At 71.1% G+C, this 24296-nt stretch carries 23 protein-coding genes and 1 pseudogene; 11 read left to right on the top strand and 13 right to left on the bottom strand.

Features of this window, described 5'->3' with window-relative positions; genetic code table 11:
• The first annotated feature begins 155 nt into the window (after positions 1-155).
• Positions 156-2918, top strand: coding sequence for a S9 family peptidase (locus ACZ7L6_RS41845; RefSeq protein WP_471933513.1), 2763 nt, complete (start codon positions 156-158; stop codon positions 2916-2918).
• A gap of 27 nt (positions 2919-2945) precedes the next feature.
• On the opposite strand, the gene ACZ7L6_RS41840 is transcribed toward ACZ7L6_RS41845, so the two are convergent.
• On the bottom strand, positions 2946-3332 hold the full coding sequence (locus ACZ7L6_RS41840) for a PPOX class F420-dependent oxidoreductase (RefSeq protein ID WP_471933511.1): 387 nt from the start codon (positions 3330-3332) through the stop codon (positions 2946-2948).
• Between the two features lie 82 nt (positions 3333-3414).
• The gene (locus tag ACZ7L6_RS41835) at positions 3415-4599 is read right to left on the bottom strand and encodes a MalY/PatB family protein (RefSeq protein ID WP_471933509.1); all 1185 of its coding nucleotides are present in this window, start codon (positions 4597-4599) and stop codon (positions 3415-3417) included.
• Positions 4600-4623: 24 nt separating this feature from the next.
• On the opposite strand from ACZ7L6_RS41835, the gene ACZ7L6_RS41830 reads away from it, so the two are divergent.
• Positions 4624-5643, top strand: coding sequence for a hypothetical protein (locus tag ACZ7L6_RS41830; RefSeq protein WP_471933507.1), 1020 nt, complete (start codon positions 4624-4626; stop codon positions 5641-5643).
• A gap of 96 nt (positions 5644-5739) precedes the next feature.
• The gene (locus tag ACZ7L6_RS41825) at positions 5740-7113 is read left to right on the top strand and encodes a S1 family peptidase (RefSeq protein WP_471933505.1); all 1374 of its coding nucleotides are present in this window, start codon (positions 5740-5742) and stop codon (positions 7111-7113) included.
• Positions 7114-7136: 23 nt separating this feature from the next.
• On the opposite strand, the gene ACZ7L6_RS41820 is transcribed toward ACZ7L6_RS41825, so the two are convergent.
• The 3 genes from ACZ7L6_RS41820 to ACZ7L6_RS41810 form a co-directional block, all read right to left on the bottom strand.
• Positions 7137-7700 carry an EamA family transporter gene (locus ACZ7L6_RS41820; protein WP_471933503.1) on the bottom strand — a complete coding sequence of 188 codons (564 nt, stop codon included), beginning with the start codon at positions 7698-7700 and terminating at the stop codon, positions 7137-7139.
• A gap of 404 nt (positions 7701-8104) precedes the next feature.
• Entirely contained in the window at positions 8105-8290 is a 186-nt protein-coding gene (locus ACZ7L6_RS41815) for a hypothetical protein (RefSeq protein WP_471933501.1), read from the bottom strand.
• Between the two features lie 100 nt (positions 8291-8390).
• On the bottom strand, positions 8391-9551 hold the full coding sequence (locus ACZ7L6_RS41810; protein WP_471933499.1) for an ROK family protein: 1161 nt from the start codon (positions 9549-9551) through the stop codon (positions 8391-8393).
• Positions 9552-9721: 170 nt separating this feature from the next.
• Between ACZ7L6_RS41810 and ACZ7L6_RS41805 the strand changes: the two are divergent.
• From ACZ7L6_RS41805 to ACZ7L6_RS41790, 4 genes and pseudogenes are all read left to right on the top strand, one after another.
• Positions 9722-10687, top strand: a pseudogene (locus ACZ7L6_RS41805) (carbohydrate ABC transporter permease).
• 18 nt (positions 10688-10705) lie between these two features.
• Positions 10706-11623: a carbohydrate ABC transporter permease gene (locus tag ACZ7L6_RS41800; protein ID WP_471933497.1), complete on the top strand. Its 918-nt coding sequence runs from the start codon at positions 10706-10708 to the stop codon at positions 11621-11623.
• Between the two features lie 10 nt (positions 11624-11633).
• Positions 11634-12983: an ABC transporter substrate-binding protein gene (locus ACZ7L6_RS41795; protein ID WP_471933495.1), complete on the top strand. Its 1350-nt coding sequence runs from the start codon at positions 11634-11636 to the stop codon at positions 12981-12983.
• A 14-nt stretch (positions 12984-12997) separates the two neighbouring features.
• Positions 12998-14200 carry a Gfo/Idh/MocA family protein gene (locus ACZ7L6_RS41790; protein ID WP_471933556.1) on the top strand — a complete coding sequence of 401 codons (1203 nt, stop codon included), beginning with the start codon at positions 12998-13000 and terminating at the stop codon, positions 14198-14200.
• 37 nt (positions 14201-14237) lie between these two features.
• Here the strand turns inward: ACZ7L6_RS41790 and ACZ7L6_RS41785 are convergent, their stop codons facing one another.
• Together ACZ7L6_RS41785 and ACZ7L6_RS41780 are read right to left on the bottom strand one after the other, a co-directional pair.
• Positions 14238-14939, bottom strand: coding sequence for a L,D-transpeptidase family protein (locus ACZ7L6_RS41785; protein WP_471933493.1), 702 nt, complete (start codon positions 14937-14939; stop codon positions 14238-14240).
• A 149-nt stretch (positions 14940-15088) separates the two neighbouring features.
• On the bottom strand, positions 15089-15886 hold the full coding sequence (locus ACZ7L6_RS41780) for an SDR family NAD(P)-dependent oxidoreductase (protein WP_471933491.1): 798 nt from the start codon (positions 15884-15886) through the stop codon (positions 15089-15091).
• A gap of 50 nt (positions 15887-15936) precedes the next feature.
• Between ACZ7L6_RS41780 and ACZ7L6_RS41775 the strand changes: the two genes are divergently transcribed.
• Positions 15937-16485 (top strand): hypothetical protein, encoded by a 549-nt coding sequence (locus ACZ7L6_RS41775; protein WP_471933489.1) that lies wholly within the window; start codon positions 15937-15939, stop codon positions 16483-16485.
• On the opposite strand, the gene ACZ7L6_RS41770 is transcribed toward ACZ7L6_RS41775, so the two are convergent.
• The 4 genes from ACZ7L6_RS41770 to ACZ7L6_RS41755 form a co-directional block, all read right to left on the bottom strand.
• Complete coding sequence (locus ACZ7L6_RS41770; RefSeq protein ID WP_471933487.1) at positions 16476-17390, bottom strand: SDR family oxidoreductase; 915 nt, start codon at positions 17388-17390, stop codon at positions 16476-16478. The genes ACZ7L6_RS41775 and ACZ7L6_RS41770 overlap by 10 nt on opposite strands.
• A 106-nt stretch (positions 17391-17496) precedes the next feature.
• Positions 17497-17871 (bottom strand): DUF4180 domain-containing protein, encoded by a 375-nt coding sequence (locus tag ACZ7L6_RS41765; RefSeq protein WP_471933485.1) that lies wholly within the window; start codon positions 17869-17871, stop codon positions 17497-17499.
• A 51-nt stretch (positions 17872-17922) separates the two neighbouring features.
• On the bottom strand, positions 17923-18552 hold the full coding sequence (locus ACZ7L6_RS41760) for an MBL fold metallo-hydrolase (protein ID WP_471933483.1): 630 nt from the start codon (positions 18550-18552) through the stop codon (positions 17923-17925).
• Positions 18552-19640 carry an S-(hydroxymethyl)mycothiol dehydrogenase gene (locus ACZ7L6_RS41755; RefSeq protein WP_471933481.1) on the bottom strand — a complete coding sequence of 363 codons (1089 nt, stop codon included), beginning with the start codon at positions 19638-19640 and terminating at the stop codon, positions 18552-18554. Before ACZ7L6_RS41755 ends, ACZ7L6_RS41760 begins: the two co-directional genes overlap by 1 nt.
• Positions 19641-19878: 238 nt before the next feature.
• Between ACZ7L6_RS41755 and ACZ7L6_RS41750 the strand changes: the two genes are divergently transcribed.
• The gene (locus ACZ7L6_RS41750) at positions 19879-21552 is read left to right on the top strand and encodes a rhodanese-like domain-containing protein (protein ID WP_471933479.1); all 1674 of its coding nucleotides are present in this window, start codon (positions 19879-19881) and stop codon (positions 21550-21552) included.
• A 117-nt stretch (positions 21553-21669) separates the two neighbouring features.
• The gene (locus tag ACZ7L6_RS41745) at positions 21670-22419 is read left to right on the top strand and encodes a sulfite exporter TauE/SafE family protein (RefSeq protein ID WP_471933477.1); all 750 of its coding nucleotides are present in this window, start codon (positions 21670-21672) and stop codon (positions 22417-22419) included.
• Positions 22420-22497: 78 nt separating this feature from the next.
• On the opposite strand, the gene ACZ7L6_RS41740 is transcribed toward ACZ7L6_RS41745, so the two are convergent.
• A complete protein-coding gene (locus ACZ7L6_RS41740) occupies positions 22498-22785 on the bottom strand; it encodes a metal-sensitive transcriptional regulator (RefSeq protein WP_471933475.1) in 288 nt (95 codons plus the stop codon).
• A gap of 65 nt (positions 22786-22850) precedes the next feature.
• On the opposite strand from ACZ7L6_RS41740, the gene ACZ7L6_RS41735 reads away from it, so the two are divergent.
• On the top strand, positions 22851-23444 hold the full coding sequence (locus ACZ7L6_RS41735; RefSeq protein ID WP_471933473.1) for a rhodanese-like domain-containing protein: 594 nt from the start codon (positions 22851-22853) through the stop codon (positions 23442-23444).
• A gap of 12 nt (positions 23445-23456) precedes the next feature.
• Here ACZ7L6_RS41735 and ACZ7L6_RS41730 read toward each other — a convergent pair whose 3' ends face one another.
• Positions 23457-24047: a transketolase gene (locus tag ACZ7L6_RS41730; RefSeq protein WP_471933471.1), complete on the bottom strand. Its 591-nt coding sequence runs from the start codon at positions 24045-24047 to the stop codon at positions 23457-23459.
• Positions 24048-24296: the final 249 nt, after the last annotated feature.

Raw genomic sequence — 24296 nt, 5'->3', positions numbered from 1 at the left:
ATTGGGGTGGCCCTCCCACCGGCCGCTCCCCCAGTCCTGAATCGTTCTCTCCCCTCACTGTTCCCTCCCTTCACAGGCAACGCACAAGCACCGCCTTCCGTCCTCCCGGGATGAGGGCCCCGGGGCCGTTCCGGGGCGAGGGGAAGGAGGGGCACGTGATCCGTGCCCGGCGCATATGGGCCACCGCGGTGGCGTTACTCGCGGTGGTGGGGGCGTCGCCAGGGTGGGCCCAGGCTCAACAGGCGTCAGACATACGGTCGGCGGACCCGGCCGACGGGGGTGACGGTCTGCCGGACGACTGGAGCATCACCGGCGAGGGCACCGCGCGCAAGCTGGTGTGGCGGTCCGACGAACGGGTGCCCATGGGGGACGCCCGCGTCGAGTTCTACGCCGGCGACCGCCTGCTCGGCCGGCCGGCCCAGGCAAAGGACGGGCGCACGTTCCGGCTCGGCCTCGACGGGGTCCGCCTGGACTCCGTACGGGACCTTGAAGTGCGGGCCGCGGGGCGCCGGTTGGACGTGCCCGACACCGCTTCGAACGCGCGCTCGGCGGTGCCGGTCCCGAGGCAGCTGCCGGCGAACCAGGTCGACCCCGGCAAGCCGGGCGGGTACCGCACCGTCACGGGCGAGTACGACCTCACCCCCGTGCGGCTGCCCGGATTCCCCCAGCCGGTCGAGATGCGGGCCGTCGTCGTGGCGCCCAAGGATGCCGAGGGCCGCCGTCCGCTCGCCCTGTTCCTGCACGGCCGCCACTTCACCTGCTACACACCGCAGGGCGAGATCACCGGCGACTGGCCCTGTGCCACGGGCGCCAAGCCGGTGCCGAGCCACCGGGGTTACCTGCGCGACCAGCGGCTCCTGGCCTCCCAGGGCTATGTGACCGTGTCGATCTCCGCCAATGGCATCAACGGCCAGGACTGGCAGGCCGAGGACGGCGGCGCACAGGCCCGTTCCTCGCTCGTACGGCAGCATCTCGCCCGCTGGGCCGACTGGTCCGCCCACCCGGACACGGCACCCGCTGCCGTACGGAAGGCCCCGAGGGCCGACATGTCCCGGGTGCTGCTGGTGGGGCACTCACGTGGCGGCGAGGGCGTCAACCGGGCCGCGATGGACAGCCTTTACCCGCCGCCCGCGGACCAGGACGGCGCCCACGGCCCGGTGCGCTGGCACATTCGCGGCACCGTCCTCATCGGCCCGACGATCTTCGGCCAGAACCCCGTCCCGGATGTGCCGTCGATGACGATCCTGCCGGGCTGTGACGGCGACGTCTCCGATCTCCAGGGACAGGTGTACGTCGACGGCACCCGCCGGGTCAGCCGCGGTGCCGCGCTGCACAGCGCGGTGTACATGGTCGGCGCCAACCACAACTTCTTCAACAGCGAGTGGACCCCGGGGCAGGCCGAGGCGCCGGCCGACGACGACTTCTACAACGACGAGGAGCAGCGCGACCCGGTCTGCTCCCCCGGTACCCGCACCCGGCTGACCGCCGACCAGCAGCACAAGGCCGGCTCCACCTACATCGCGGCGGCGGCACGGCTGTTCGTCGCCGGGGACGACCGGGTCCGCCCGCTCCTCGACGGCTCGGGCCGCCGTGCCCCGTCGGCCGATCCCGCGCACGTCCTCACCCATGCGGTCGGTGCGCGGCGCGGCGCCGGGTTCCTGCCGGACGGCAAGGTCACGGTGAGCGGAGGCCGGCTGTGCTCGGCGGTCGACCCCGCCGCGGCCAAGGCCTGTCTGTCGTCGGAGACGGCGGGCGTCTCACCGCACTTCGCCCAGTGGGAGACCGACCGCGAGCCCGGCCGCCGCGCGGTCGCGCTGCGCTGGTCCGCGGCGGGGTCCCCCGCACGGATACGCCCCGACGCTCCGCTGTCCCTCAAGGGCGCCAAGGCGCTGGCGCTGCGGGTCATCGTGCCGCCCAACACCAAGGGAACGCAGCTGGACGTCTCCGTCACCGACACCGCCGGACGGCACCGGACCCTCGGCCGCGTCACGGTCGACGGGCTGCCCGGATCCGACCGGACCGCCTCGTACTGGGCGCGCGAGGTGCGTGTGCCGATCGGAGCGGACGACGCGGCCGCGCTCGACCTGAAGCACGTCAAGTCCCTGGAGCTGACGCCGCGCACGCGGTCCGGGCGGGCCTGGCTGATGGACGCCTGGGCCTGGCAGCCGGGCACGCCGGCCGTGCGAGAGGCTCCGCTCCCCCGGGTCGACATCGGACGGCTGTCCGTCAAGGAAGGCGACTCGGGCGTACGGACCTATCAGGTGCCGGTCCGGGTGTCGGGGCAGGGCAGCGGGCAGATACGGCTGTTCGTCGCCGACCCGGTCACGGGCAGGGTCACGGACCGGCTGGTGACGGTCCGGCCCGGCGCGCACGACATCGACGTACCGGTGAAGGTCGAGGGCAACACCCGCTACGGCTACGACTCCGAGTACAACGTGTTCGTGAAGGCGGTCCGCACCGCCGTAGTCGGCGCCCACCTGGGCGGGGTGAACGTCGCGAACGACGACCCGATGCCGACGATCTCCGTGGCACCGGTCGCCGACCGGGTGACCGAGGGCCAGCCACTGAAGTGGCGGATGACCTTGTCCGCGGTGGCCGACGCGGAGGTGGGCGGGGCGTACGCCGTCGTGCCGGTCACCGACGGTCGGGAGGTGTCGACGAAGGACGTCGACCCCCGTTGGCTCGAGGAGAACACCGGTGCGTCCCCGGATCCGGAACGGCCGTTGTCCGGGGTGGACGGCTTCTACATCTGGGTGAACGTCCCGGCGGGCCGGACAACCGCGGAGATCCGGATCCCGACGGTCAAGGACCAGGTGGCCGAGCCGGCCGAGTCGGTGCGCTTCCAGGCTGCCGACGACTCCGGTGAGCCGCTGCCCGGGGCGCCGGTGATGAAGGGCACGGTGCTCGACGCGTCGTGACCCCTGACCGGACGCACCAGGCCCCGGTCAGGGCGTCAGGATGATCCGTATGCCGACTGTGCCGTTCACACCGCGGCGCAGTCGGCTGCCGAGGAGCGTGAGGCGGCCGGTGATCCCGTACTTGCGGGCGATGAGCCGGCGGTAGCGGGCGCTGGTCGCCTCGTCGCAGATCTCGGCGGTCGCGGGGACCTGCTCGCCGGTGGGTTTGCCGCGCAGGTCGCAGGGGCCGACCAGGACGTCGCCGCGGGCCCGGATGCGCTTGACCTTCCAGGAGTCGGCGACCGTCCACACGCCCAGTGCGTCCCCGTCGCGGACGACCCAGACCGGCGTGGGGACGCCGGTGCCGTTCTTGCGGAAGCTGGTGATGAGCAGGTACTTGCCCGCGCCGAGCCGGTCGAGCGTCGTGTCGTCCATGGCGCGAAGTGTAGGCAGCGGGGTGGGGGCACTGATCGGTGCCCCCACCCCGCTGTCCGTCCAGCCATACGCCCGTTGCGGCTCAGTCGAGTGCCGTCGCCATCCGTCGTACGCCTTCCGTGATCAGCTCGGGTGACGTGGCGAGGTTCAGTCGTACGTGCCCCCGTCCGCCGCTGCCGAACGGGATCCCGGAGTTGAGCGCGACCCGGCCGCGCTCCAGGAAGACGTCCGCCGGGTCGATGCCGTCGCCCAGGCCCAGGGCGCGGCAGTCGAGCCAGGCGAGGTAAGTGGCCTCGCCCGGGCGGTAGGTGATCGCGGGGATGTGCTCGGCCAGCAGGTCCGCGAGCAGGCGCCGGTTGTCGTCGAGGGCGGCCAGCAGGGCGTCGAGCCAGGCGGTGCCGTCGCGCAGGGCGGCGGTGTGGGCGATGACGCCGAGGTGGCTGGGACCGTGGCTGACCTCTTCGGGCAGGCGGGCCAGGTCGGCGGCGGCCGCGGGTCCGGCGATGGCGAGGGCGGCCTTGAGGCCGGCCAGGTTCCAGGCCTTCGACGCCGACATCAGCGAGAGCCCGTTCTCGCCGCCCGGGACGCTCAGGTACGGCACGAAGGTGACGCCGCCCGCGGTGAGCGGTGCGTGGATCTCGTCGGCGACCACTCGCACGCCGTGGCGGTCGGCGAGGGCGGCCACCGCGGACAGTTCGTCGGCGGTGTGCACGGTGCCGGTCGGGTTGTGCGGGCTGCACAGCAGGAAGGCGGCGCGCCGGCCGCCGCTGGCCACCCGTCGAAAGATTTCGTCCAGGGCCTCGAGGTCGATGCGCAGGTCCACGCCCAGCGGGGCCTCGACCACCTGCCGGTCCATGTGCTCGACGAACTGGTAGAACGGCGGATACACGGGTGAGTTCACGACGACCGGATCGCCCGGTCCGGTGACCAGTTTGAGCATTTCGACCACACCGAGCATCACGTCGGGAACGATTGCGGTCCGCTCGACGGCGAGCCCGTCCCAGCCCCACCGTTTGCCGGCGAAGTCGGCGAGCGCCTCGGCGTAGCCGGTGCCCGCCGGGTAGCCGGTGTCCCCGAGAGCGAGGGCGTCGGTGAGCGCGCGGACGATCGGTTCGGCGAGCGGTACGTCCATCTCGGCCACCCACAGCGGCAACACGTCGTCGGGGTAGGTGCGCCACTTCATGCTCGTACGACACCGCAGGCGGTCGAGGGTCAGGGCGCGAAAAGGATTTGGTTCACCGGACGTTTCGTGCGGGATCCTGGTCATGGGCACAAGATAGGGGGCTGTGCGGTGGCCGGGAACGGTGAGGACGCGGAGCGGGCGGTGACGGGCGGCGGATTCCTCGAAGTGGCCTGTGACGAGTCGGGGTCGGACGGTGAGAATCTCACCGGCGGGAACACCGATGTATTCGCGCATGCCAGTGTGCGGCTGCCCGTGGAAACGGCCGCCGCGTATGTGCAGGAGATCCGGGACCGGATTCGTTCGCCCGCGGAGGAGTACAAGGCGAACCATCTGCTGCGGGAGAAACACCGGGCGGTTCTGGAATGGCTGCTCGCGCCGACGGGGCCGATCCATGGAAACGCCCAGGTGCATCTGATCGAGAAGGCGTACTTCGTCGTCGACCGGGCCGTCGACCTGCTGCTGGACGACGGCACCGAGGCGCTCGTCCTGTACCGGGCGGGGCGGCGGGATTTCGGCGACGCGCTCTGGCGGGAATTCCTGGCGGCGGCCAACCAATTGCTCCGGGTCAGAAACGGCGGTGAGCCCGAGGAACCCGTCGACGCGTTCTTCCGTGCGGTGCAGGCGCTGCGGCGCGCGGATTGCCCTCCCGAGGTGGCGGAAACACTGCACCGGATTGCGGCGTCCCGGTCGCTCGCCGATTCCTATCGGGCGCGGCTGCTGGACGGACCGCCGCCCCTCATTCCCGTCCTCAATCCCCTGCTGCCCGCCATCGTCGGAACGGCCGCGCACTGGAGTGCGTCAGGACGGTCCGTGCGTCTCGTCCACGACCGGCAGAACATGCTGACGCCGGAACGCATCGCCTGGATCGAGGAGACGGCCCGGCGGGCCGGGATCGGTTTCGGCGGGCTGCGGCTGGTGCACTCACGGCTCGATCCACGGGTGCAGGTCGCCGACTTCCTCGCCGGGATCGCCCGCAAGATCGCCTCCGACGAGCTGAACGGGCAGGGCGATCCGGCGCTCACCGCGCTCCTGCGTCCGTACGTGGATCCGGCGTCCGTGTGGGGCGACGAGCGCAGCTGGACACTGCTCGGACAGGAACCGGCACAAGAGCGATCACCTGTGCGGTGAACACGGGCGGGCCGGGCCACGTATGGAGAGAGGGTGCTCAACTCCGGGAGGGCCCCGCGGCGTTCACGCCGCGCTGTACTGGTTCGGGAGCCATGCATGAGGCACGCACGACGACGTCTCGTCCGGCGAGTGACACGGCTGGCGGCCGTCGGCGGACTCCTCCTCGGAGGAACGATGGTCACACGCGCCGTGGCGAGCGAACCTCCCGACGCCTCCGCCGTCCCGCGCACCTACGCCGCTTCGGCGGCCGGCACCGGCAGCGATCTCGTATCGCACCTGGGCACGGCCCGCACCGCGGGCAGCTGGATCGGTTCCGACGGCAAGCCGGTCGTCGCGGTCACCGACGAGGAGGCGGCGGCCGAGGTGCGCAAGGCCGGTGCCGAGGCGAAGATGGTCGACCACAGCATGGACGAGCTGAAGTCGGCCACGTCGACGCTGCGTTCGGCGCCGCGGGTCGCGGGTACGGCGTGGGTCATGGACTACCGGACCAACCAAGTGGTCGTACGCGGTGACAGCACCGTCTCGGCCGCCGACTGGTCGCGGATGACGCGGGTCGCGGAAGGCATCGGCGGCTTCGTCCGTATGGAGCGCACCGAGGGGACGTTCACGACGCGGCTCAACGGCGCGCTGCCGCTGCTGTCGACCGCCGGGCGCTGTTCGGCCGGTTTCAACGTCACCGACGGACAACGCGACTTCATCCTCACGGCCGGGCACTGCGGGCCGAACGGTTCCGTGTGGTTCGCCGACAACCGGGGCACCCAGCAGATCGGCCAGACCGTTCAGCAGAACTTTCCCGGCGGGGACTTCTCTCTTGTGGAGTACGCGGGCGGGGACGCGGGCGCCGGGGCCGACGTGGTGTCCATCGGGGACGGCAAGGGCGTGCGGATCACCGGCGCCGCGGATCCTGCCGTCGGGCAACGGGTGTTCCGCAGCGGCAGCACGAGCGGGCTGCGCGACGGCGAGGTGACGGCGCTCAACGCCACGGTCAACTACCCCGAGGGCACGGTCACGGGACTCATCGAGACGAACGTGTGCGCCGAACCCGGGGACAGCGGCGGTCCGATGTTCTCCGAGGGGATCGCGCTGGGGGTGACGTCGGGCGGCAGCGGCGACTGCAGCGCGGGCGGTACGACGTTCTTCCAGCCCGTGACCAAGGCGCTGGCCGCGCTCGACGTCAAGCTGCTCGTGGCGGCACAGAACGGCTCGGGTCAGCAGGGCGCCGCACCGGCACCGTCCGCATCGCCCACGCAGAGCGCGGGCGCGCCCGGCGACGCCTCGCCGGGTTCGGCGGCCCCGATCACGGGCGTGACCGCCTCGACGCTGCTGTCCCGGCTCGCGGATCCGAAGAACGTCGGCCCTGGTCTGCTGGTCATCGCGGGCAGCCTGGTCGCGTTGGTCGCGGCCCGGTACATCCGCGCGGAACAGGATCGCAAGGCGTACCGGCGCTACTACTCGGCGACATGGAGCTGACCGGGCCGGCTCCTCGCCCCGCGTCACCCCAAGGTCAGCAGCACGGTGGCCACCGCCGCGCCGGTCAGTCCGATCGCCCGGCGCCCGGTGAGGTGTTCGTGGAGGAGGACGAACCCCAGGACGACGGGCAGCGCCGGGTAGAGGGAGGCGAGGACGACGGCGACCGCGAGCAACTGCCGCTGCGCGGCGAGCAGATAGAGGATGAGGCCGAGCGCCGCCCCCGCCCCGATCAGCAGCGCCTGGGCATGGCACCGCGCCGGCAGCCGCATCTCCCGGCCGTGCCGGACGGCGACGGGCAGCAGTACGAGTACGGCAGCGGCCCTGCCGGCCGTGACCGGCCACAGCCCGCTCGACGCCGCGGCCTGGCCGAGCGCGAGGTACTGCACGGCGACACCCGCGCTGGCGAGCAGTCCGTCGGTGACGCCGCCCGCGGCCACCGATCCGGGCCGGCCGCTCCGGTCGTCCGCGACGAGCCAGAGCGCAGGCACGGTGACCACGAAGCCGGCCCAGGCGAGGGCCCCGGGCCGGTCACCGAGCAGCAGCACCCCGCACAGCACGGACAACGCGACGGACGTGACGGCGCTCACGGGCACGACAGTGCTCATGGCGCCCCGGCTCAGCCCGCGGTTGAGGAAGTGCATCGCCGCGCCGCTGCCGACGCCGGACAGCGCGCCCCACAGCAGATCGGGTGGGGCGGACGGCGTCGGCGGGAACGAGGAGGGCGGCCGCGGTGGCGAGGAGCAGGCCGCCGAGCTGGCCGAGGAGTGTGACGGCGGCGAAGTGGGCGCGTCTGGAGAGCATGCCGCCGGTGGTGGGGGCACCTCCCGGCTCGAGCGAAGCCGAGAGCTGGGGGACGACGATGCCGTAGACGACGGCCGAGGTCAGTGCGAGGAAGGCACCCATCGAGACAGGAGTGCCCCGGCAGGGTTGTCCGATGCGCGGCGAGGCGGGCCGAGGAAGGGGCTCGGGCGGCCTCCGTCGAGCCGAGTGCTCAGGCCGCCTTCTCCGGCTGCGGGGCCGCTGCGGCCCACTCCAGGACGAGGCGCTGGTACTCCTCGCGCTGCTCGACGCTCAGTGTCCCGCCCGACCGGCGCCACAGCGCCCGGATCTCCTCGTTGACCTCGTCAGCCGAGCGATCGGAGGCGAATTCAACAGTGGTGGACATGCTGTGAAGCATAGGGCTCCAGAGGTGAAGGCGCTGTGAGTAAGCACACTCAATATGGACATATCGGACCGTGTTACTGATCACGTCCATCTGTCCACCCAGGCCGCCGAGTTCAGGCGTCCGCCGCCCCCAGCACCAGCACCTGGATCGCCAGGACGGCCGCACCACGGGCCCAGTCGTGAAAGTCGGACACCTTGGTCTCCAGGTCGATCGGCGCCGCGAGCGGGTGCCGGTGCGCCCGGATGGTCTCGGCCACGGTCTTGCCTGCGACATCCATCAGCCCCACTCCCTCGCCGGCGAGGAGGATCTTCTGCGGCAGCACGAAGTTGCCGATCTGGGCGACCAGGATGCCGAGGGCGCGGGCCGCCTCCTCGACGACCCGGGCGGACATCGGCTCCCCGGCCGCGGCGAGCTCCAGGATCTCCTCGTACGTCCGGTCCCGGCCCGTGGCGGCCTGCACCTGGTAGCGGATGTTGGGGATGGTCAGCAGTGAGACGGCGCTGCCGCGCGCCCCGTCGGGGGTGAGCGGGCCGTTGGGGTTCACGATCCAGTGGCGGCCGAAGCCGCGGTCCTCCTCGGCGTACGGCACCCGCTTGCCGCCCAGGACCAGGCCGTATCCGATACCGGCACCGATGGTGAGCACCACGAAGCGGTCGAGGCCGCGACCTGCCCCGAACCAGGTCTCGGCCTCGACGAGGGCAGCCACGTCGTTCTCCACGACGACCGGCAACCCCGTGCGCTCCTCGACCAGTTCGGCGAGCGGGACATCGCTCCACTGCAGGAACGGGGACTCCCCGACCACGGCACGGCCCTCGACGAGACCGCCCACGCCGATGCCGATACCGGCGAGCCGGGGGTGGGCGCCGGCGAGTTCCTCGGCCATCCCCCCCAGCACATCCACGACTTCGGCGGGGTCATGGGTGGTGAGCGGGCGGTCGTAACGGGCGACGATCTCGCTCCTGAGGGTGGTCACGACGCCGTAGACCATGTCCTCGGTGATCTTGAATCCGGCGAAGGAGCGGGATTCGGCGACGACGTCCAGCGGCTGGGACGGACGCCCCTGACGCACCTCGGCCGGGGCGCCCGCTTCGGGGACCTCGACCAGGAGGCCCGACTCGATGAGCGGCTTGGTCAGCCGGGTGAGACTGCCCGCGGACAGGTTGAGCCGCCGGGCGAGTTCGGTGCGCGACACGGGGCCGCCGAGGAGCACCTCGATGGCCACGGAGCGTTCACCGGCGCTCAGGGGAAGCCAGCTGGCGGCTACTGGGGTCATGGTCGACAGACTCCCACATCATTTTTTTCTCCACGGAAACAACCAGGCCAGCGTACGGCGATCAGAGCGGCCTTCAGAAGATGTCTGCGCACCTCTTGACGCATGGATTGTTTCGCACCAAAAGTAACTCCCACCCGAGGACGAGCCGCCGCATGCGAGGGAGTCTCCCGATGACCATCGCCTCCAGCAGCCCTCCGTCGCGCCTGCCACTGAGCGGCGCCGCGGGGGCCAAGACCGAACCGAGGACACGCCGGAGCGTGGCCGGAGAGAACAGTGGGGACGGACGTCTCGCCGCGGTGTTCATCGCGCCGGCGCTGCTCGGTTTCACGGTGTTCCTGCTGTGGCCGACGCTGCGGGGCATCTACCTGAGCTTCACCCGCTACAACCTGCTCACGCCGGCGGAGTGGGTGGGTCTGGACAACTAGGTGCGGATGGTCAACGACCCGATCTTCTGGGACTCGCTGACGGTCACCGTCGAGTACGTGGTGATCAACATCGGGGTGCAGACGATGGCGGCGCTCGCCATCGCGGTCCTGCTGCAGCGGCTGACGCAGTCGGCGGTCCTGCGCGGAATCGTGCTCACGCCGTATCTGATGTCCAACGTCGTCGCCGGCATCGTCTGGCTCTGGATCCTGGACAACCAGCTCGGCATCGGCAACGAGATCATCTCGGCGCTCGGCTTCGACCGCATCCCGTTCCTGGGGGACGAGACATGGGCGATCCCGACGATCGCGCTGATCAACGTGTGGCGGCACGTCGGCTACACCGCGCTGCTGCTGTTCGCCGGGCTGCAGGCCATCCCGAACGACATGTACGAGGCCGCGAGGGTGGACGGCGCGAGCGAGTGGCGGATGTTCTGGCGGATCACGATGCCGCTGCTGCGGCCGGTCCTGGCGGTCGTTCTGATCATGACGGTGATCGGTTCGTTCCAGGTGTTCGACACGGTCGCCGTGACGACCGGCGGCGGACCCGCGAACGCGACCAACGTGCTCCAGTTCTACATCTACGGCGCCGCCTTCGGCCGTTTCCAGTTCGGCTACGCATCGGCGATGTCCGTCGCCCTGCTCGTCGTGCTGAGCGCGATCACCTTCGTCCAGTACCGGCTCACCCGGGCCGGCCAGAGCGACCTCGGCTGACGGAAAGGAGCGACCGACATGGCTGCCGTGACATCGACGACGACCCTGCGGACCACCAGGCGCCGGCCCTCCCCCGGCCGGATCGTGGCCTGGACGGTGATGGCCGCGATCGTGCTCGTCACCCTGCTGCCGTTCTACTGGATCCTGCGCACCGCGCTGTCCACCAACACCGCGCTCGCCGCCCGCCCCGGCGATCCCCTGCCCGTGGACCTGACGACCGGGGGCTTCGAACGCGCCCTGGGGCTGCAGTCCGCCGAGGAGGCGATCGCCCAGGGCGGCTCGGGCGGTGGGCTGAAGTTCTGGCGTTATCTGCTCAACTCCGTGATCGTCTCGACGCTGATCACCGTCTGCCAGATCTTCTTCTCCTCCATGGCCGCGTACGCCTTCGCACGGCTGAGGTGGCGTGGCCGGGAGAAGGTGTTCGGGTTGTTCCTGGCGGGCCTGATGGTGCCCGCGATCTTCACCCTGCTGCCGAACTTCGTCCTCATCAAGCAACTCGACCTGGTGGACTCGCTGTTGGGCATCGCCCTGCCGACGATGTTCATGACGCCGTTCGCGGTGTTCTTCCTGCGGCAGTTCTTCATGAACGTGCCCCGGGAGGTCGAGGAGGCCGCCCTGCTGGACGGCGCCGGGAAGATACGGATCTTCTTCCGGGTGATGCTGCCGATGGCGTCCACGCCGATCCTGACCCTGGGCGTGCTGACGTACATCACCTCATGGAACGACTACTTCTGGCCGCTGATGGTGTCCTACAGCGACAGCTCCCGCGTGCTGACCGTGGCACTGGCCATCTTCCGGGCCCAAACCCCGCAGACCGGCTACGACTGGTCGGGTCTGATGGCCGCCACGCTCATCGCCGCGCTCCCGATGCTCGTGCTGTTCGGCTTCTTCGCACGCCGCATCGTCAGTTCCATCAGCTTCACCGGGATCAAGTAAGGGGACGGGAATGCGAATTCGGATGCGTACGGTCTCGGCGCTGGCCGGGGCGCTCGCACTGTCCCCGGTGACCGGCTGCGCGCAGGGCGACTCCGTGTCGGCGGGCGCGAACACGGTGAGTTACTGGCTGTGGGACGCCAACCAGCTGCCCGCCTACCAGGCCTGTGCGAAGGGCTTCGAGAAGGCCAACCCGGGCCTGAAGGTGAAGATCACGCAGATGGGCTGGGACGACTACTGGACCAAGCTGACGGCGAGCTTCATCGCGGGCACCCAGCCGGACGTCTTCACCGACCACGTCCAGAAGTTCGGCCAGTTCGCCGATCTGAAGGTGCTCGAGCCGCTGGACGGCATCGGCATCAACCCCGCCGACTACCAGGCGGGGTTGGCGGACGCCTGGATCGGCCAGGACGGCCACCGCTACGGCGCTCCGAAGGACTGGGACACGGTCGCCCTCTTCTACAACAAGAAGATGGCCCAGCAGGGCGGGCTGACCGCCGACCAGCTCAACAGCCTGGCCTGGAACCCCAAGGACGGCGGCAGCTTCGAGAAGGCGGTCGCCCATCTCACCGTCGACGTCAACGGCAGACGCGGCGACGAGCCCGGCTTCGACAAGAACCACGTCAAGGTCTACGGCCTCGCCACCAACGGCGCCGGATACGGCGACGGGCAGACGCAGTGGAGTCCCTTCACCGGCTCCGCGGGCTGGAACTACACCGACAAGAAACGGTGGGGCACCAAGTACCGGTACGACAGCGAGACCTTCCAGTCCGTGATCAAGTGGTACTTCGGCCTGGCGAAGAAGGGATACCTCGCCCCGCTCACCGTCTACAGCGCCGGCGCCAACCAGGCCAACGCGCAGGTTGCCGCGGGCAAGGCGGCGATGGCCTTCGACGGCGCCTGGATGATTTCGACGTACTACGGGTTCAAGGGCCTCGACATCGGCACCGCCTTCACCCCGGCCGGCCCGACGGGCAAGCGCGCCACGATGATGAACGGCCTCGCCGACTCCGTCACCAGGAACGCCCGCAACAAGGAGGGCGCGCGGAAGTGGGTGGAGTACCTGGCGTCCGACGAGTGCCAGAAGACGGTGGGCCGTTACGGCATCGTCTTCCCGGCCACGCCCGACGGCACGGCGGCCGCGGTGGCCGCGTACAAGAAGAAGGGCATCGACGTCACGGCGTTCACCAGGCCGGTCGCCGACAAGAAGGACTTCACCACCTTCACGTACCCGATCACCAACTACGCGGCCGACATGAACGCGCTCATGAACCCCGCGATGCAGGACATCTACGGGGGCGGCAAACCCGTGACCAGCCTCGACCGGACCAACGACCAGATCAACCTCATCCTCGGCCAGTGAAAGGCACCCACTCCATGACGTTCTCCCTCGGCATCGTCGGCGCCGGCCAGTTCTCCGGCCAGTTCGCCACGCTGTTCCAGGCCCACCCCGGCGTCAGCGACGTGTACGTCACCGATCTGCTGCCCGAGCGGGCCGAGCAGCTCGCCGACGCGCAGGGACTGGCCGGCACCTTCCCGTCGTACGAGGCCATGCTGGAGTCGAAGGCGGTCGACGCGGTCGCGATCTTCACCCAGCGCTGGACCCACGGGCCGCTGGTCCTCCAGGGCCTGAACGCCGGCAAGCACGTCTACTCCGCCGTGCCCATGGCGATCACCACGGAGGAGATCGCGGCGATCATCGACGCCGTCAAGGCGACCGGGCTGACGTACATGATGGGCGAGACCAGCCAGTACAACCCGGCGACCGTGCACGCCCGCAACCAGATCGCCGAAGGCGCCTTCGGGCGGCTCTTCTACGCCGAGGGCGACTACGTCCACGACATGGACCTGGGGTTCTACGAGGCGTACCAGTACAGCGGCGGCGAGAACTGGAAAGCGACCGCGAGCTATCCCCCGCTGCTGTACCCGACGCACTCGGTGGGCGGTGTGCTGGGCGCCTGGCAGACGCACGCGGTGAGCGTGTCGGCGATCGGCGTCAGGGACGAGCGGGGAGACGGTGTCTTCGACAAGGAGGTCAGCCAGTTCGGCAACGACTTCTCGAACGCCACCGCGCTGTTCGAGGTCGCGGGCGGCGGCTCGTTCCGTACGAACGAGTTCCGGCGGGTCGGCTATCCCTCCCACATACGGGAGTCGCGTTTCCGCTTCTTCGGTACCGAGGCGAGCATGGAGCAGCTCGCCACGGTGGCTCTGTGGCAGGACAAGAAGGGGGTCAAGGACATCAGCGAGCTCCTCGAGCCCAAGCCCACCATGTCTCCTGACGACCCGTCACTCCAGCACATCGCGCCGGAACTGCGGGCCGCCTTCACCTCCGGTTCGGCGCCGGTGCACGACCGCGCCCGGCTGCCCCGGGAGTTCGACAACCTGCACAACGGTCACGAGGGCAGCCACCACTTCCTGGTGGACGACTTCGTGACCGCGGTGGGCAGCCGCACCCTGCCGTCGGTGAACGCGTGGGTCGCGGCCCGCTACACCCTGCCGGGCATCATTGCGCACGAGTCCGCGCGGCAGGGCGGGGTCAGGCTGGAGATCCCGGACTTCGGGGACGCCCCCGAGGCGTGACACCTCTGAGCGCCGAGCGAGCCGGGTGCCTGTGTGCTCAGGTGCCCGGCTTGCGGCCGTACACGAAGACGTCGTCGCCGTTCTTCAGCAGCGACCAGTACTTCTTCGCGACGGTCTTGGTCATGTTGACGCAGCCGTGCGAGCCGGGCGGGTTCCACATGCTGACGCCGACCGAGTGGAAGGCCTGGCCGCCGTCGAAGAACTGGCTGTAGGGCATCGGCACGTTGTAGATGGTCGAGACGTGGTCGATGTCCCGCCAGTAGATCTTCTTCAGGCCGGTGCGCGTCTCGTAGCCGTTGCGGCCGGTGCGCACCGGTACGGGGCCGTAGACGAGCCTGCTGCCGTCCTGGATCCAGCTCAGCTGGAGCGTGAGGTTGACGCAGGCGATGCGACCCTTGTTCGTGGGGCACTTGCCGTCCTTGTTGGGGTTGTTCCCGACGGCCTTCTGCTTGTTCATCAGGTCCATCACGCCCCAGGTGACGGGGCCCGCGTAGCCGGCGTTCGGTGTGATGCCGTGCTTGGTCTGGAAGGCCTGGATGGCCTTGCAGTCGGCGGCGGACTGCTTGCCGTCGACCGGTCGGCCGAGGAACTTCTCCACCTGCTTCTGATACGGGCCGGCCTGGGTCGTACAGCTCGGTGCCGCCTGCGCCGGCGCGGCGGCGAGCGTGAGTGTGAGCGGTGCGACGAGTCCGCCGGTGATGCCGAGTGCGACGGCTCGCCGTCTGCGTATGTCCCCCATGGCCGGGCCCTTCCCTTTACGTGGTCGTGTGGACTTCTGCCAGGTAGACCCGTGTGCGGGGGTGTGGGTTGTGGCCCGGGCCGGGCTGTGACCGAACGGTGAAATTTCGCCAGGCGGAGGCTGTGGCGAACCGGGACAAGCCGGGTTTATCAGGCGCCGCCGGAGCGCCGGACCGCAGCCTGGAACCCGGCGTTGACCGCGGTGATGCCGCCGTCGACGGTAAGGGTCGTACCGGTGATCCAGGCCGCGTCGCGGGAGGCCAGGAAGGCGACCGCGGCGGCGATGTCCTCGGGTTCACCGACCCGGCCCAGGGGGTAGAGCGCGCGGACCGCGTCGAGTTCCGCGTCCCGTCCCTCCCAGGCCGAGGTGCGCACCGTGCCCGGCGTCACCAGGTTCACGCGGACTCCGCGGGCGGCGGCGTGGCCGGCGAGGGTGCGGGTGAGGGAGCCGAGGCCGGCCTTGGCGGCGCTGTAGGCGTGGTTGCCGAAGGACTGGAGGCCGTTGACGGAGCCGATGTTCACGATGGCGCCGCGCCCGGTGGCGGCCAGGTGGGGAAGCGCGGCACGGCAGCAGCGGTAGGTGCCGGTGAGGGTGATGTCGAGGTCACGGGCCCAGGCCTCGTCCGGGCCGTCCTCGAAGAGCGGGGTGTCGGGTGTGCACGAGGCGGCGCTGTTGACCAGGACGTCGAGCGAGCCGAAGGCGTCGACGGCGTGGGCGACGGCCGCCTCGACGGACGCACGGTCGGCGACGTCGCACGTCGATGCCTGCGCCGCGAGCCCCAGGTTCCGCAGCTTCGACGCGGTCCTGTCGGCCTCGGGCCCGTCCCTGTCGGTCACCAGGACGCGGGCCCCCTCCTCGGCCAGGCGGCGTGCGGTGGCCGCGCCGATGCCGCGGGCCGCGCCGGTGATCAGGACTCCGTGACCTGCGAAGCGCGTCGTGTCCGTCATGGACCGAACCGTAGTGCCGGGACGATCATCCGGGCAGATAGCGTGCGTCCATGTCCGCGTTCATTCAGCAACTCCCCGCGCTCATCGGTGTCGTGATCGGCGCGCTCGGTTCGTATGTGGTGGTCGTGCGGGGCGACCGGATGAGGTTTCGGCGCGAGCAGGCGGCCCGGTGGGAGGAGCGTCGACTCACGGTGTACGCCGACTACGCGCAGTCGGTGAAGAAGACGGTCACGGTGACATACCGCGTGGCTGCCGCGGCCGGTGTCGATCCGCACCCGGATCCGCTGCCCCTGGCGGAAGCGCAGCCGCTGCTGGCCGAGGCGGCCACCCGCCGCGATCCGTCGGGCGAAGCCCTGATCATGCTGGGCAGCCGCGCGGTGGTCGAGAAGGCCCGGGTCTGGGTCGTGGCGGCGATGGAGATGGAGCGGTTCGTGCGCGAGGGCCGGAACGACCGCGAGGCCTGGCAGGACCTGCTGGAACGGCAGCGCGCCGGACGCGAGGCCTACTACGCCGCCGTACGCGACGATCTGGGCCTGCCGCCGGGCCACTCGGCGCGCTGGCCGCTCCCGGCGGCGGACCCGGTGCCGCCTCAGCGGTAGCCCGTCGTGTCCGCCGGTTTCCCCGCGTCCTGGACCTCGACGAGGTACCGCCAGGCGTCGGGTCGGCTACCGTCGAGGTCCGTGAAGCCGTAGACCTGCGCGAGCTGCCCGCTGGAGAGGGACGCGCCGTTCCAGCGGGCCACGTCGGGGTCGGCGGCGAGGGCGGCGACGGCGCGGCCCACGTAGCGCGGGGTCTCGGAGATGGCGAAGTGCGGGACCTGTGCGAGGGCGTCGCGCCAGTTGTCCTCCCGTACCCCGAATCCGTCGAGCATCATCTCCGAGCGCAGCCAGCCCGGGGTCAGGGCGACGGCGGTGGCGCCGCGGGGGGCGAGTTCGTGGCCGAGGGCGAAGGCCATGCGCAGCACGGACGCCTTGGCGAGGTCGTAGAAGAAGGAGTTGCGGTAGTGGTCGCGGTTGTACTCCGCGGTGCCGTCGGTCATCTCGATCACCAGTCCGCCGCGGTGGCGCAGGAGCAGGGGCAGGGCGTGGTGGTTGGTGATCGCGTGGGTCTCGACCGCGAGGCGGAGCAGCCTGAGGCCGTTGTCGAGGTCGTGCTCCCAGACGGGGCTGTCCCAGGCGAACAGCTTCTCGCCGCCCCAGATGTCGTTGACGAGGAGGTCGAGACGGCCCTGTTCCTCCGCGATGCGGTCGACGAGCGTGCGGACCTGCGCCGGGTCGAGGTGGTCGGTGGGTACGGCGATGCCGTGGCCGCCGGCCTCGGTGACCAGGTCCGCGGTGTCCTCGATCGTCTCCGGGCGGTGGTACTCGGAGCGGTGGCCACGTGTGCTGCGTCCCGTGACGTAGACGGTGGCGCCGGCCGCGCCGAGCTCCACGGCGATGCCGCGTCCGGCTCCCCGTGTCGCTCCGGCGACGAGCGCGACCTTGTCCTTCAGCGGCTGTGACATGTCCGGCCTCCCGACCCTCTGCGAGCGATGTCGTCATCGAGGGTGCCGGGTAAGCCGGACATCTTCTGTCGTCTTTCTGTCGTCTCCTACGGGTCTTGCGGGCGGGTCACCCGGCCGGGCGCAGTTTCGCGTCGAGGTCGTCGTAGGTCGGCAGGAACCAGATGTGGCCGCCGTTGTTGGTCTCGTGGACGAAGTCGCGCAGAGCCGTGCTCTCGGCGATGCGGTGGGAGACGTCGCCGACGACGGCGAGGCGCAGCCGGTAGTTCACGAACTTCTGCATGACCGCGCCCGCAACACCCGACCGCAGCTGGAAGAACTCGTCGGCGACCCGGTCCACCGGAACCGCGACCAGTTCGGCGTCCTGCCCGAAGGCGTCGCCGATCAGATCGAGCGCCGCGCGCTCGCCGTCCAGGGGCGGGCCGTCGGGGGCGCAGCGCAGGACGCGTACGTCATGCAGGGTCACGAGTGTGTTGGTGGTCATGGGGCGCGATCGTACGGCCGCGCCCCAGGCCCGACCAGGGGTTTTCCGGTCTCAGTGGCCGCGGGCGATCCACTCCTCGAGGTGCGGCGCCTCCGCTCCGATCGTGGTCGGGTCGCCATGGCCGGTGAGGACCTTGGTCCCGGGCGGGAGGGTGAGCAGGCGGGTGCGGATGGAGTCGATGATCGTCGGGAAGTGGGAGTAGGAGCGGCCGGTGGCACCGGGGCCGCCCTGGAAGAGGGTGTCGCCGGTGAAGACGGCGCTCAGGCCGGGATCGTGCAGGCAGACCGCGCCCGGCGCGTGGCCCGGGGTGTGCAGGACCGTCAGGTCGGCGCCCGCGGCCTCGATGATCTGGCCGTCCACGAGATGGGCGTCGGGGTCGCGGTCGGGATGGGTCTGCTTCCACAGCGGCAGGTCGTCGGCGTGGAGCCAGATCGTGGCGCCGGTGCGGTCGGCGAGGGCGGGGGCGGCGTCGATGTGGTCGTTGTGGGCGTGGGTGCACACGATCGCGGTGAGGCGCCGGTCGCCGACGGCCTCGGCGATGGCGTCGGCGTCATGGGCGGCGTCGATGACGATGACCTCGTGGTCGTCGCCGACGAGCCACACGTTGTTGTCGACGTCCCAGGTGCCGCCGTCGAGCGTGAACTGCCCGGAGGTGACGAGGCGTTCGATGCGGGCGGCCATCAGAGCATCACCACCGAGCGCAGGACGTCGCCGTGGTGCATGCGCTCGAAGGCCTTCTCCACGTCGGTGAGTTCGATGGTCTCGGTGACGAACGCCTCGAGGTCCAGGCGGCCTTGCAGATGCAGGTCGATGAGCATGGGGAAGTCGCGGGAGGGCAGGCAGTCCCCGTACCAACTCGACTTGAGCGCGCCGCCGCGGCCGAAGACGTCCAGCAGCGGCAGTTCCAGCTTCATCTCCGGGGTGGGCACGCCGACCAGGACGACCGTGCCGGCGAGGTCGCGGGCGTAGAACGCCTGCTTGTACGTCTCCGGGCGGCCGACCGCTTCGATGACGACGTCGGCGCCGAAGCCGCCCGTCAGCTCGCGGATCGCTTCCACCGGGTCGGTCTCGCGTGAGTTGACCGTGTGTGTGGCGCCCATGGTGCGGGCCGTGTCCAGCTTGCGGTCGTCGATGTCCACGGCGATGATCCTCGCCGCCCCGGCCAGACGTGACCCGGCGATCGCGGCGTCCCCGACGCCGCCGCAGCCGATGACCGCGACGGTGTCGCCGCGGCCGACGTTGCCGGTGTTGATCGCCGCGCCGATCCCGGCCATCACCCCGCAGCCCAGCAGGCCCGCGACCTGCGGGGCCACCGACGCGTCCACCTTGGTGCACTGCCCGGCCGCCACCAGCGTCTTCTCCGCGAACGCTCCGATACCCAGCGCGGGGGACAGCTCCTGCCCGGTCGAGGCGAGGGTCATCTTCTGTTTCGCGTTGTGGGTGTCGAAGCAGTACCAGGGCCGGCCTCGCAGACAGGCCCGGCACTGGCCGCACACCGCACGCCAGTTGAGGATCACGAAGTCGCCGGGCGCGACATCGGTGACCCCCTCCCCCACCGACTCCACGACTCCCGCGGCCTCGTGACCCAGCAGGAAGGGGAAGTCGTCGCTGATGCCGCCCTGCTTGTAGTGCAGGTCGGTGTGGCACACACCGCAGGCCTGCACCTTGACCACGGCCTCACCCGGCCCCGGATCGGGCACCACGATCGTCTCCACCCGCACCGGCTCGTCCTTGCCCGGTGCGATCACGCCGCGAACTTCCTGCGCCATGGTGCTCCACCCTTCCCTCGGCGGCTCTCGGTCCACTCCCGACCCTAGTTGTGACTGATCGGTAAGGGGCTGGGGCCCAGCTCATGAACTCACCTTTCGGCCACGTCCCGAACCTTCCGGCCAGGGCCGCCGAAATACTCCCGTAGATACCCCCGGGGGTACCTCTGATATGTTTGCCATATACCCCCGGGGGTAATCCGCCGAGGGCTCACGAGGTGACCAGGAGAGGAGCACTGCCGTGTACTTCGTCGACACCATCGACGTGCCGGGACTCGGCAACCGCAGCTATCTGGCGGGCGATGCGCACAGCGCCGTGGTGGTCGATCCGCCCAGGGACATCGACCGGGTGATCGAGGCCGCCGCGCGGCGGGGTGTGCGCATCACCCATGTCGCCGAGACCCATGTGCACAACGACTATGTGACCGGCGGCCTGGAGCTGGCCCGGATCACCGGCGCCGCCTATCTCGTGCCGGCCGCGGCGCGGGTCGGGTACGACCGGGTGCCGGTCGCCGACGGGGACCGTACGCGGATCGCGGACGGCCTGGTGCTGCGCGCCCTGGCCACTCCCGGGCACACGCCGCACCACACCTCGTACGTGCTGGAGGAGACCGGCCGCGCCGTGGCCGTCTTCACCGGCGGTTCCCTGCTGATCGGCACGGTGGGGCGGCCCGATCTGGTGGAGCCGCGGCTGACGGGGCGGCTGGCGCGGGCGCAGTACGACTCCGCGCACCGGCTGGCCGCCGAGCTGCCGGACGAGACGGCGGTGCTGCCGACGCACGGTTTCGGCAGCTTCTGCTCCGCCACCCGGGCGGCGGGCGGGGCGACGACGACGATCGGACGTGAGCGTGCCGTCAACGAGGCCCTGGTGAAGGACGTCGACGCGTTCGTCGCCGACCTGCTGGCCGGGCTGGACGACGTCCCCGCGTACTACGCCCATATGGGCCCGGCGAACGCGCGGGGCCCGGCGCCGGTGGACCTGACCCCGCCGCGCCCGGCCGATGCCGAGGACATCGCGGCGCGGCTCGCCGCCGGGGAGTGGGTGGTGGATCTGCGCCACCGGGTCGCGTTCGCCGAGGGACACCTCGCCGGCTCGCTGAACTTCGAGGCGGAGGGGCAGCTCGCCACGTATCTGGCCTGGCTCCTGCCGTGGGGCAAGCCGGTCACCCTGCTCGCCGAGACCCCGGCCCAACTGGCCGACGCCCAGCGGGAACTGGTCCGGGTCGGCATCGACCGGCCGGCCGCCGCGGCGACCGGTTCCCCCGCCGACTGGATACGGCACGGCGAGCGGCCGCGCTCCTTCCCGCGCGGCACCTTCGCCGAACTGGCCGCGCAGGACGGCGTCGTGGTCCTGGACGTGCGGCGCGACTCCGAGCGCGACGCCGGTCACATCAGGGGCTCGGTGCACATTCCGCTGCACCAACTGCGCGACCGTCTCGCGGAGATACCGGACGGCACCGTGTGGGTACACTGCGCCGGCGGGATGCGGGCCGCCATCGCCGCCTCGCTGCTCGACGCGGCGGGTCGTGCCGTCGTCGCCGTCGACGACGGGTTCGCGGCGGCACACGACGCCGGGCTCCCCATGGCGCGGATCACCGCGGCCGAGGCCCATGAACGGACGGGCGCGGACGCCGTGCTGGTGGACGTGCGCGAGCCCGGCGAATGGGCCACGGGGCACGCTCCGGGCGCCGTACTCGCGCCCCTGTCGTCGCTGACGTCGGGTGAGCCGCTCCCGCCGGCCGCGCAGGGACGCCCGGTCGTCGCGATCTGCCGCTCCGGCAAGCGCTCCCGCGAGGCCGCGGCCCTGCTCGCGGCACGCGGCACGGATGTCGTGGACGTCATCGGCGGGATGCGGGCCTGGGCCGAGGCGAGGCTCCCGGTGGTGACGGAGCCGGGGGCGTGCGGTGGCGAGTGAGGGCGTGGGCGGAGTCCGCGAGCCGGCGACCGGAGCCACCTCGGCTCGTCCCTTCGGCCCCGCTCAGCCGGTCGGCCCGAACCACCCCGCCCCACCTCATCCCCCGGGTCACCCGCGGTGAGCGCCCTGGTTCTCGGTCTGTTCGCCGGTGCCGTCACCGGGCTCGCGCTCGGGGCGCTGGGAGGCGGCGGCAGTGTGCTGGCCGTGCCCGCGTTGATGTATCTGCTCGGCTTCACCCCGGCCGCGGCCGCCACGGCGAGCCTGGTCGTCGTCACCGTCACCTCCGTGACCGCGCTCGGCGTGCACGCCCGTGAGGGCACGGTGCGGTGGCGCGCCGGGGCGCTGTTCGCGGCGGCGGGCCTGGTGCCCGCGGCGGCCGGCGGGGCCGTGTCGGGGCGGCTGCCTCCCGGGCTGCTCACGGGGGCGTTCGCGGTGATCGCCGCCGTCGCCGCGCTGCGCATGCTCCGGCCGTCGGCTGCCGTACGGCACGACGACGTCCCGGTGCGTCCCGGCCGGGTCGTTCAGGCCGGAGCGGGGCTCGGTGCGGTGACCGGGCTGCTCGGGGTGGGCGGCGGCTTCCTCGCCGTACCGGCGCTGGTGAACGTGGTGGGGCTGCGCATGCGGGCCGCCGTGGGCACGAGCCTGCTGGTCATCACCGTCAACTCACTGGTCGCGCTGGCGGCTCGGGCGGGTTCGGCCGCGCCGGTCGACTGGAGAGCCGTCGCTCCGTTCGCGGCGGCCGCGGTGCTCGGCGCGTGGGACGGCAAACGGCTCGCCGGGAAGGTCTCCGGCGGCACGCTTCAGCGGATCTTCGCGTACGTACTGCTGGCGGTGGCGCTGTTCATGCTGGCCGACGCCGTCGTGTGAACGCCAGGGTCGTGCCACCCAGGCCAGTGACTCCCACGCCCGTGGCGCCCAAGCCCGCGCCCCCCACGCCCGTGACACCTAAGCCAGCGACAGGAACAGCTTCTCCAGCCGTGCCTTCATCTGCTCCGTCGTCCCGCCGCCGCCTTCGCCCTTCTCGGCGTCGGTGAGGCACTGCTGGAGCCCGGTCGCGATGATCGCGAAGCCGGCCCGGTCGAGAGCCCGGGAGGCGGCGGCGAGCTGGGTGACGACGTCCTCGCAGTCGCGGCCCTCCTCGATCATCTTGATCACTCCGGAGATCTGCCCCTGCGCCCGGCGCAGGCGGTTCAGCACCGACTTGAGGTCATCGCCCTCGAACTGCAGCTCCACGATCACTCCTCTACATACCCTTGGGGGTATTTTACCTCCTCCCCCGCGAAAGGATCTCACTTCCCGTGAACCCACCCTCCGAGCCCCTCGCCCTCGACGCCGACGAGGCCCGCACCCGCCTGCCCGGCCTGACCGTCGTCGACGTGCGCACGCCGGGTGAGTACGCCGCCGGCCATCTGCCCGACGCCCTCAACATCCCCTTGGACCGGCTCGACAGCGCCCTGCCCGCACTCCGGCAGCACCCGGGCGAACTGCTGGTCGTCTGCGCCTCCGGCGCCCGCTCGGAGAAGGCCTGCCGCATCCTCGCCGAGCACGGCATACGGGCCAGGACCCTGACGGGCGGCACCCAGGGCTGGGCAGGGCGCGGGCACGAACTGCACCGGCCGGCGCCGGGCAAGCGCGCCGGGTGGGCCATGGAGCGCCAGGTGCGTTTCACCGCGGGCACGACCGTCCTGTTGGGACTGGCCCTCGGACTGCTGCACCCGGCCTGGCAGCTGCTCTCCGCGGGCATCGCGGGCGGCCTGGTGTTCTCGGCCCTGACCAACACCTGCGGCATGGCCGTCCTGCTGTCGAAGCTGCCGCACAACCGCCCGCGTCCCGCCGACCTCGAAGCGACCCTGGCCGCTCTGGCCGAGCGCGGGCGGCCATCGGTCAGCTGAGGAACTCCCGGATCACCTGAGGAAATCCCGGACGGCCCGGGCGAGGGCCGCCTCGTCCAGGCCGTCCGCGCCGCCCAGGGTCAGCAGTCGGTGCGGTACGTGCACCAGCGTCTCGGCGACGTGCCGGGCCGACAGGCCGGGCTGCCCGGGTTCGACCAGCACCACGTCGGCGTGGTCGGCGGCCAGGACGGCCGTGCGCAGGCCGACCTGGTCGAAGGGCCGTACGGTGGCGGCGTAGAGCACGGTCAGGTCGAGGCCGGCCGTGGCGCGCAGGACGGGGTCGAGGGTGGCGCCGAACGCGGCGACCACGCCGTCCAGCCCTTCGCGGACGAGTTCGAAACCCTCGCTCACACCGCGCGGTTCGGCGTTGGAGTCGCCGGACACGTGCACGTACGCCCGGTCGCCGCGCCGTACGGCGCGCTGGATCGCGCGGCGCACCTCGTCGGGGTGTCCGGGGACGTGCACGGCCCAGCGGGGGTCGGTGGCGAACCGGGTCAGCTCGTCGACCGCGCCGTAGCCGACGAGGACGGCGGCGGGCGCTGGCGCGTCGGCGCGGGACCGGGGAAGGGCTTCGACGGCGGCCAGCAGCATGTCGGAGTTCATGGGGAATCCTTCCGGGGACGGGTTCATCACGGCACGTCAGGAATTCGTTAAGAAATCTTTCCGACGGGCCGTCATATGACTGTGAATTACCCGAAGTCATCCACTTCAGCGCCACGTTCTTGAACCTTTAACAGACCCACAGGAATATGGCTGTCTCTTTGCCCGATCCGGGCATACCGCTGGGTCCGCACATGCACCCGGCTGCGTAGCTTGAAGGGCGTTCTTTCCGGCACACCGAGCCGAAGGGGG

This window comes from Streptomyces sp. NPDC107522, assembly GCF_055657525.1.
This window is presented reverse-complemented; position numbering and strand designations above follow the sequence as displayed.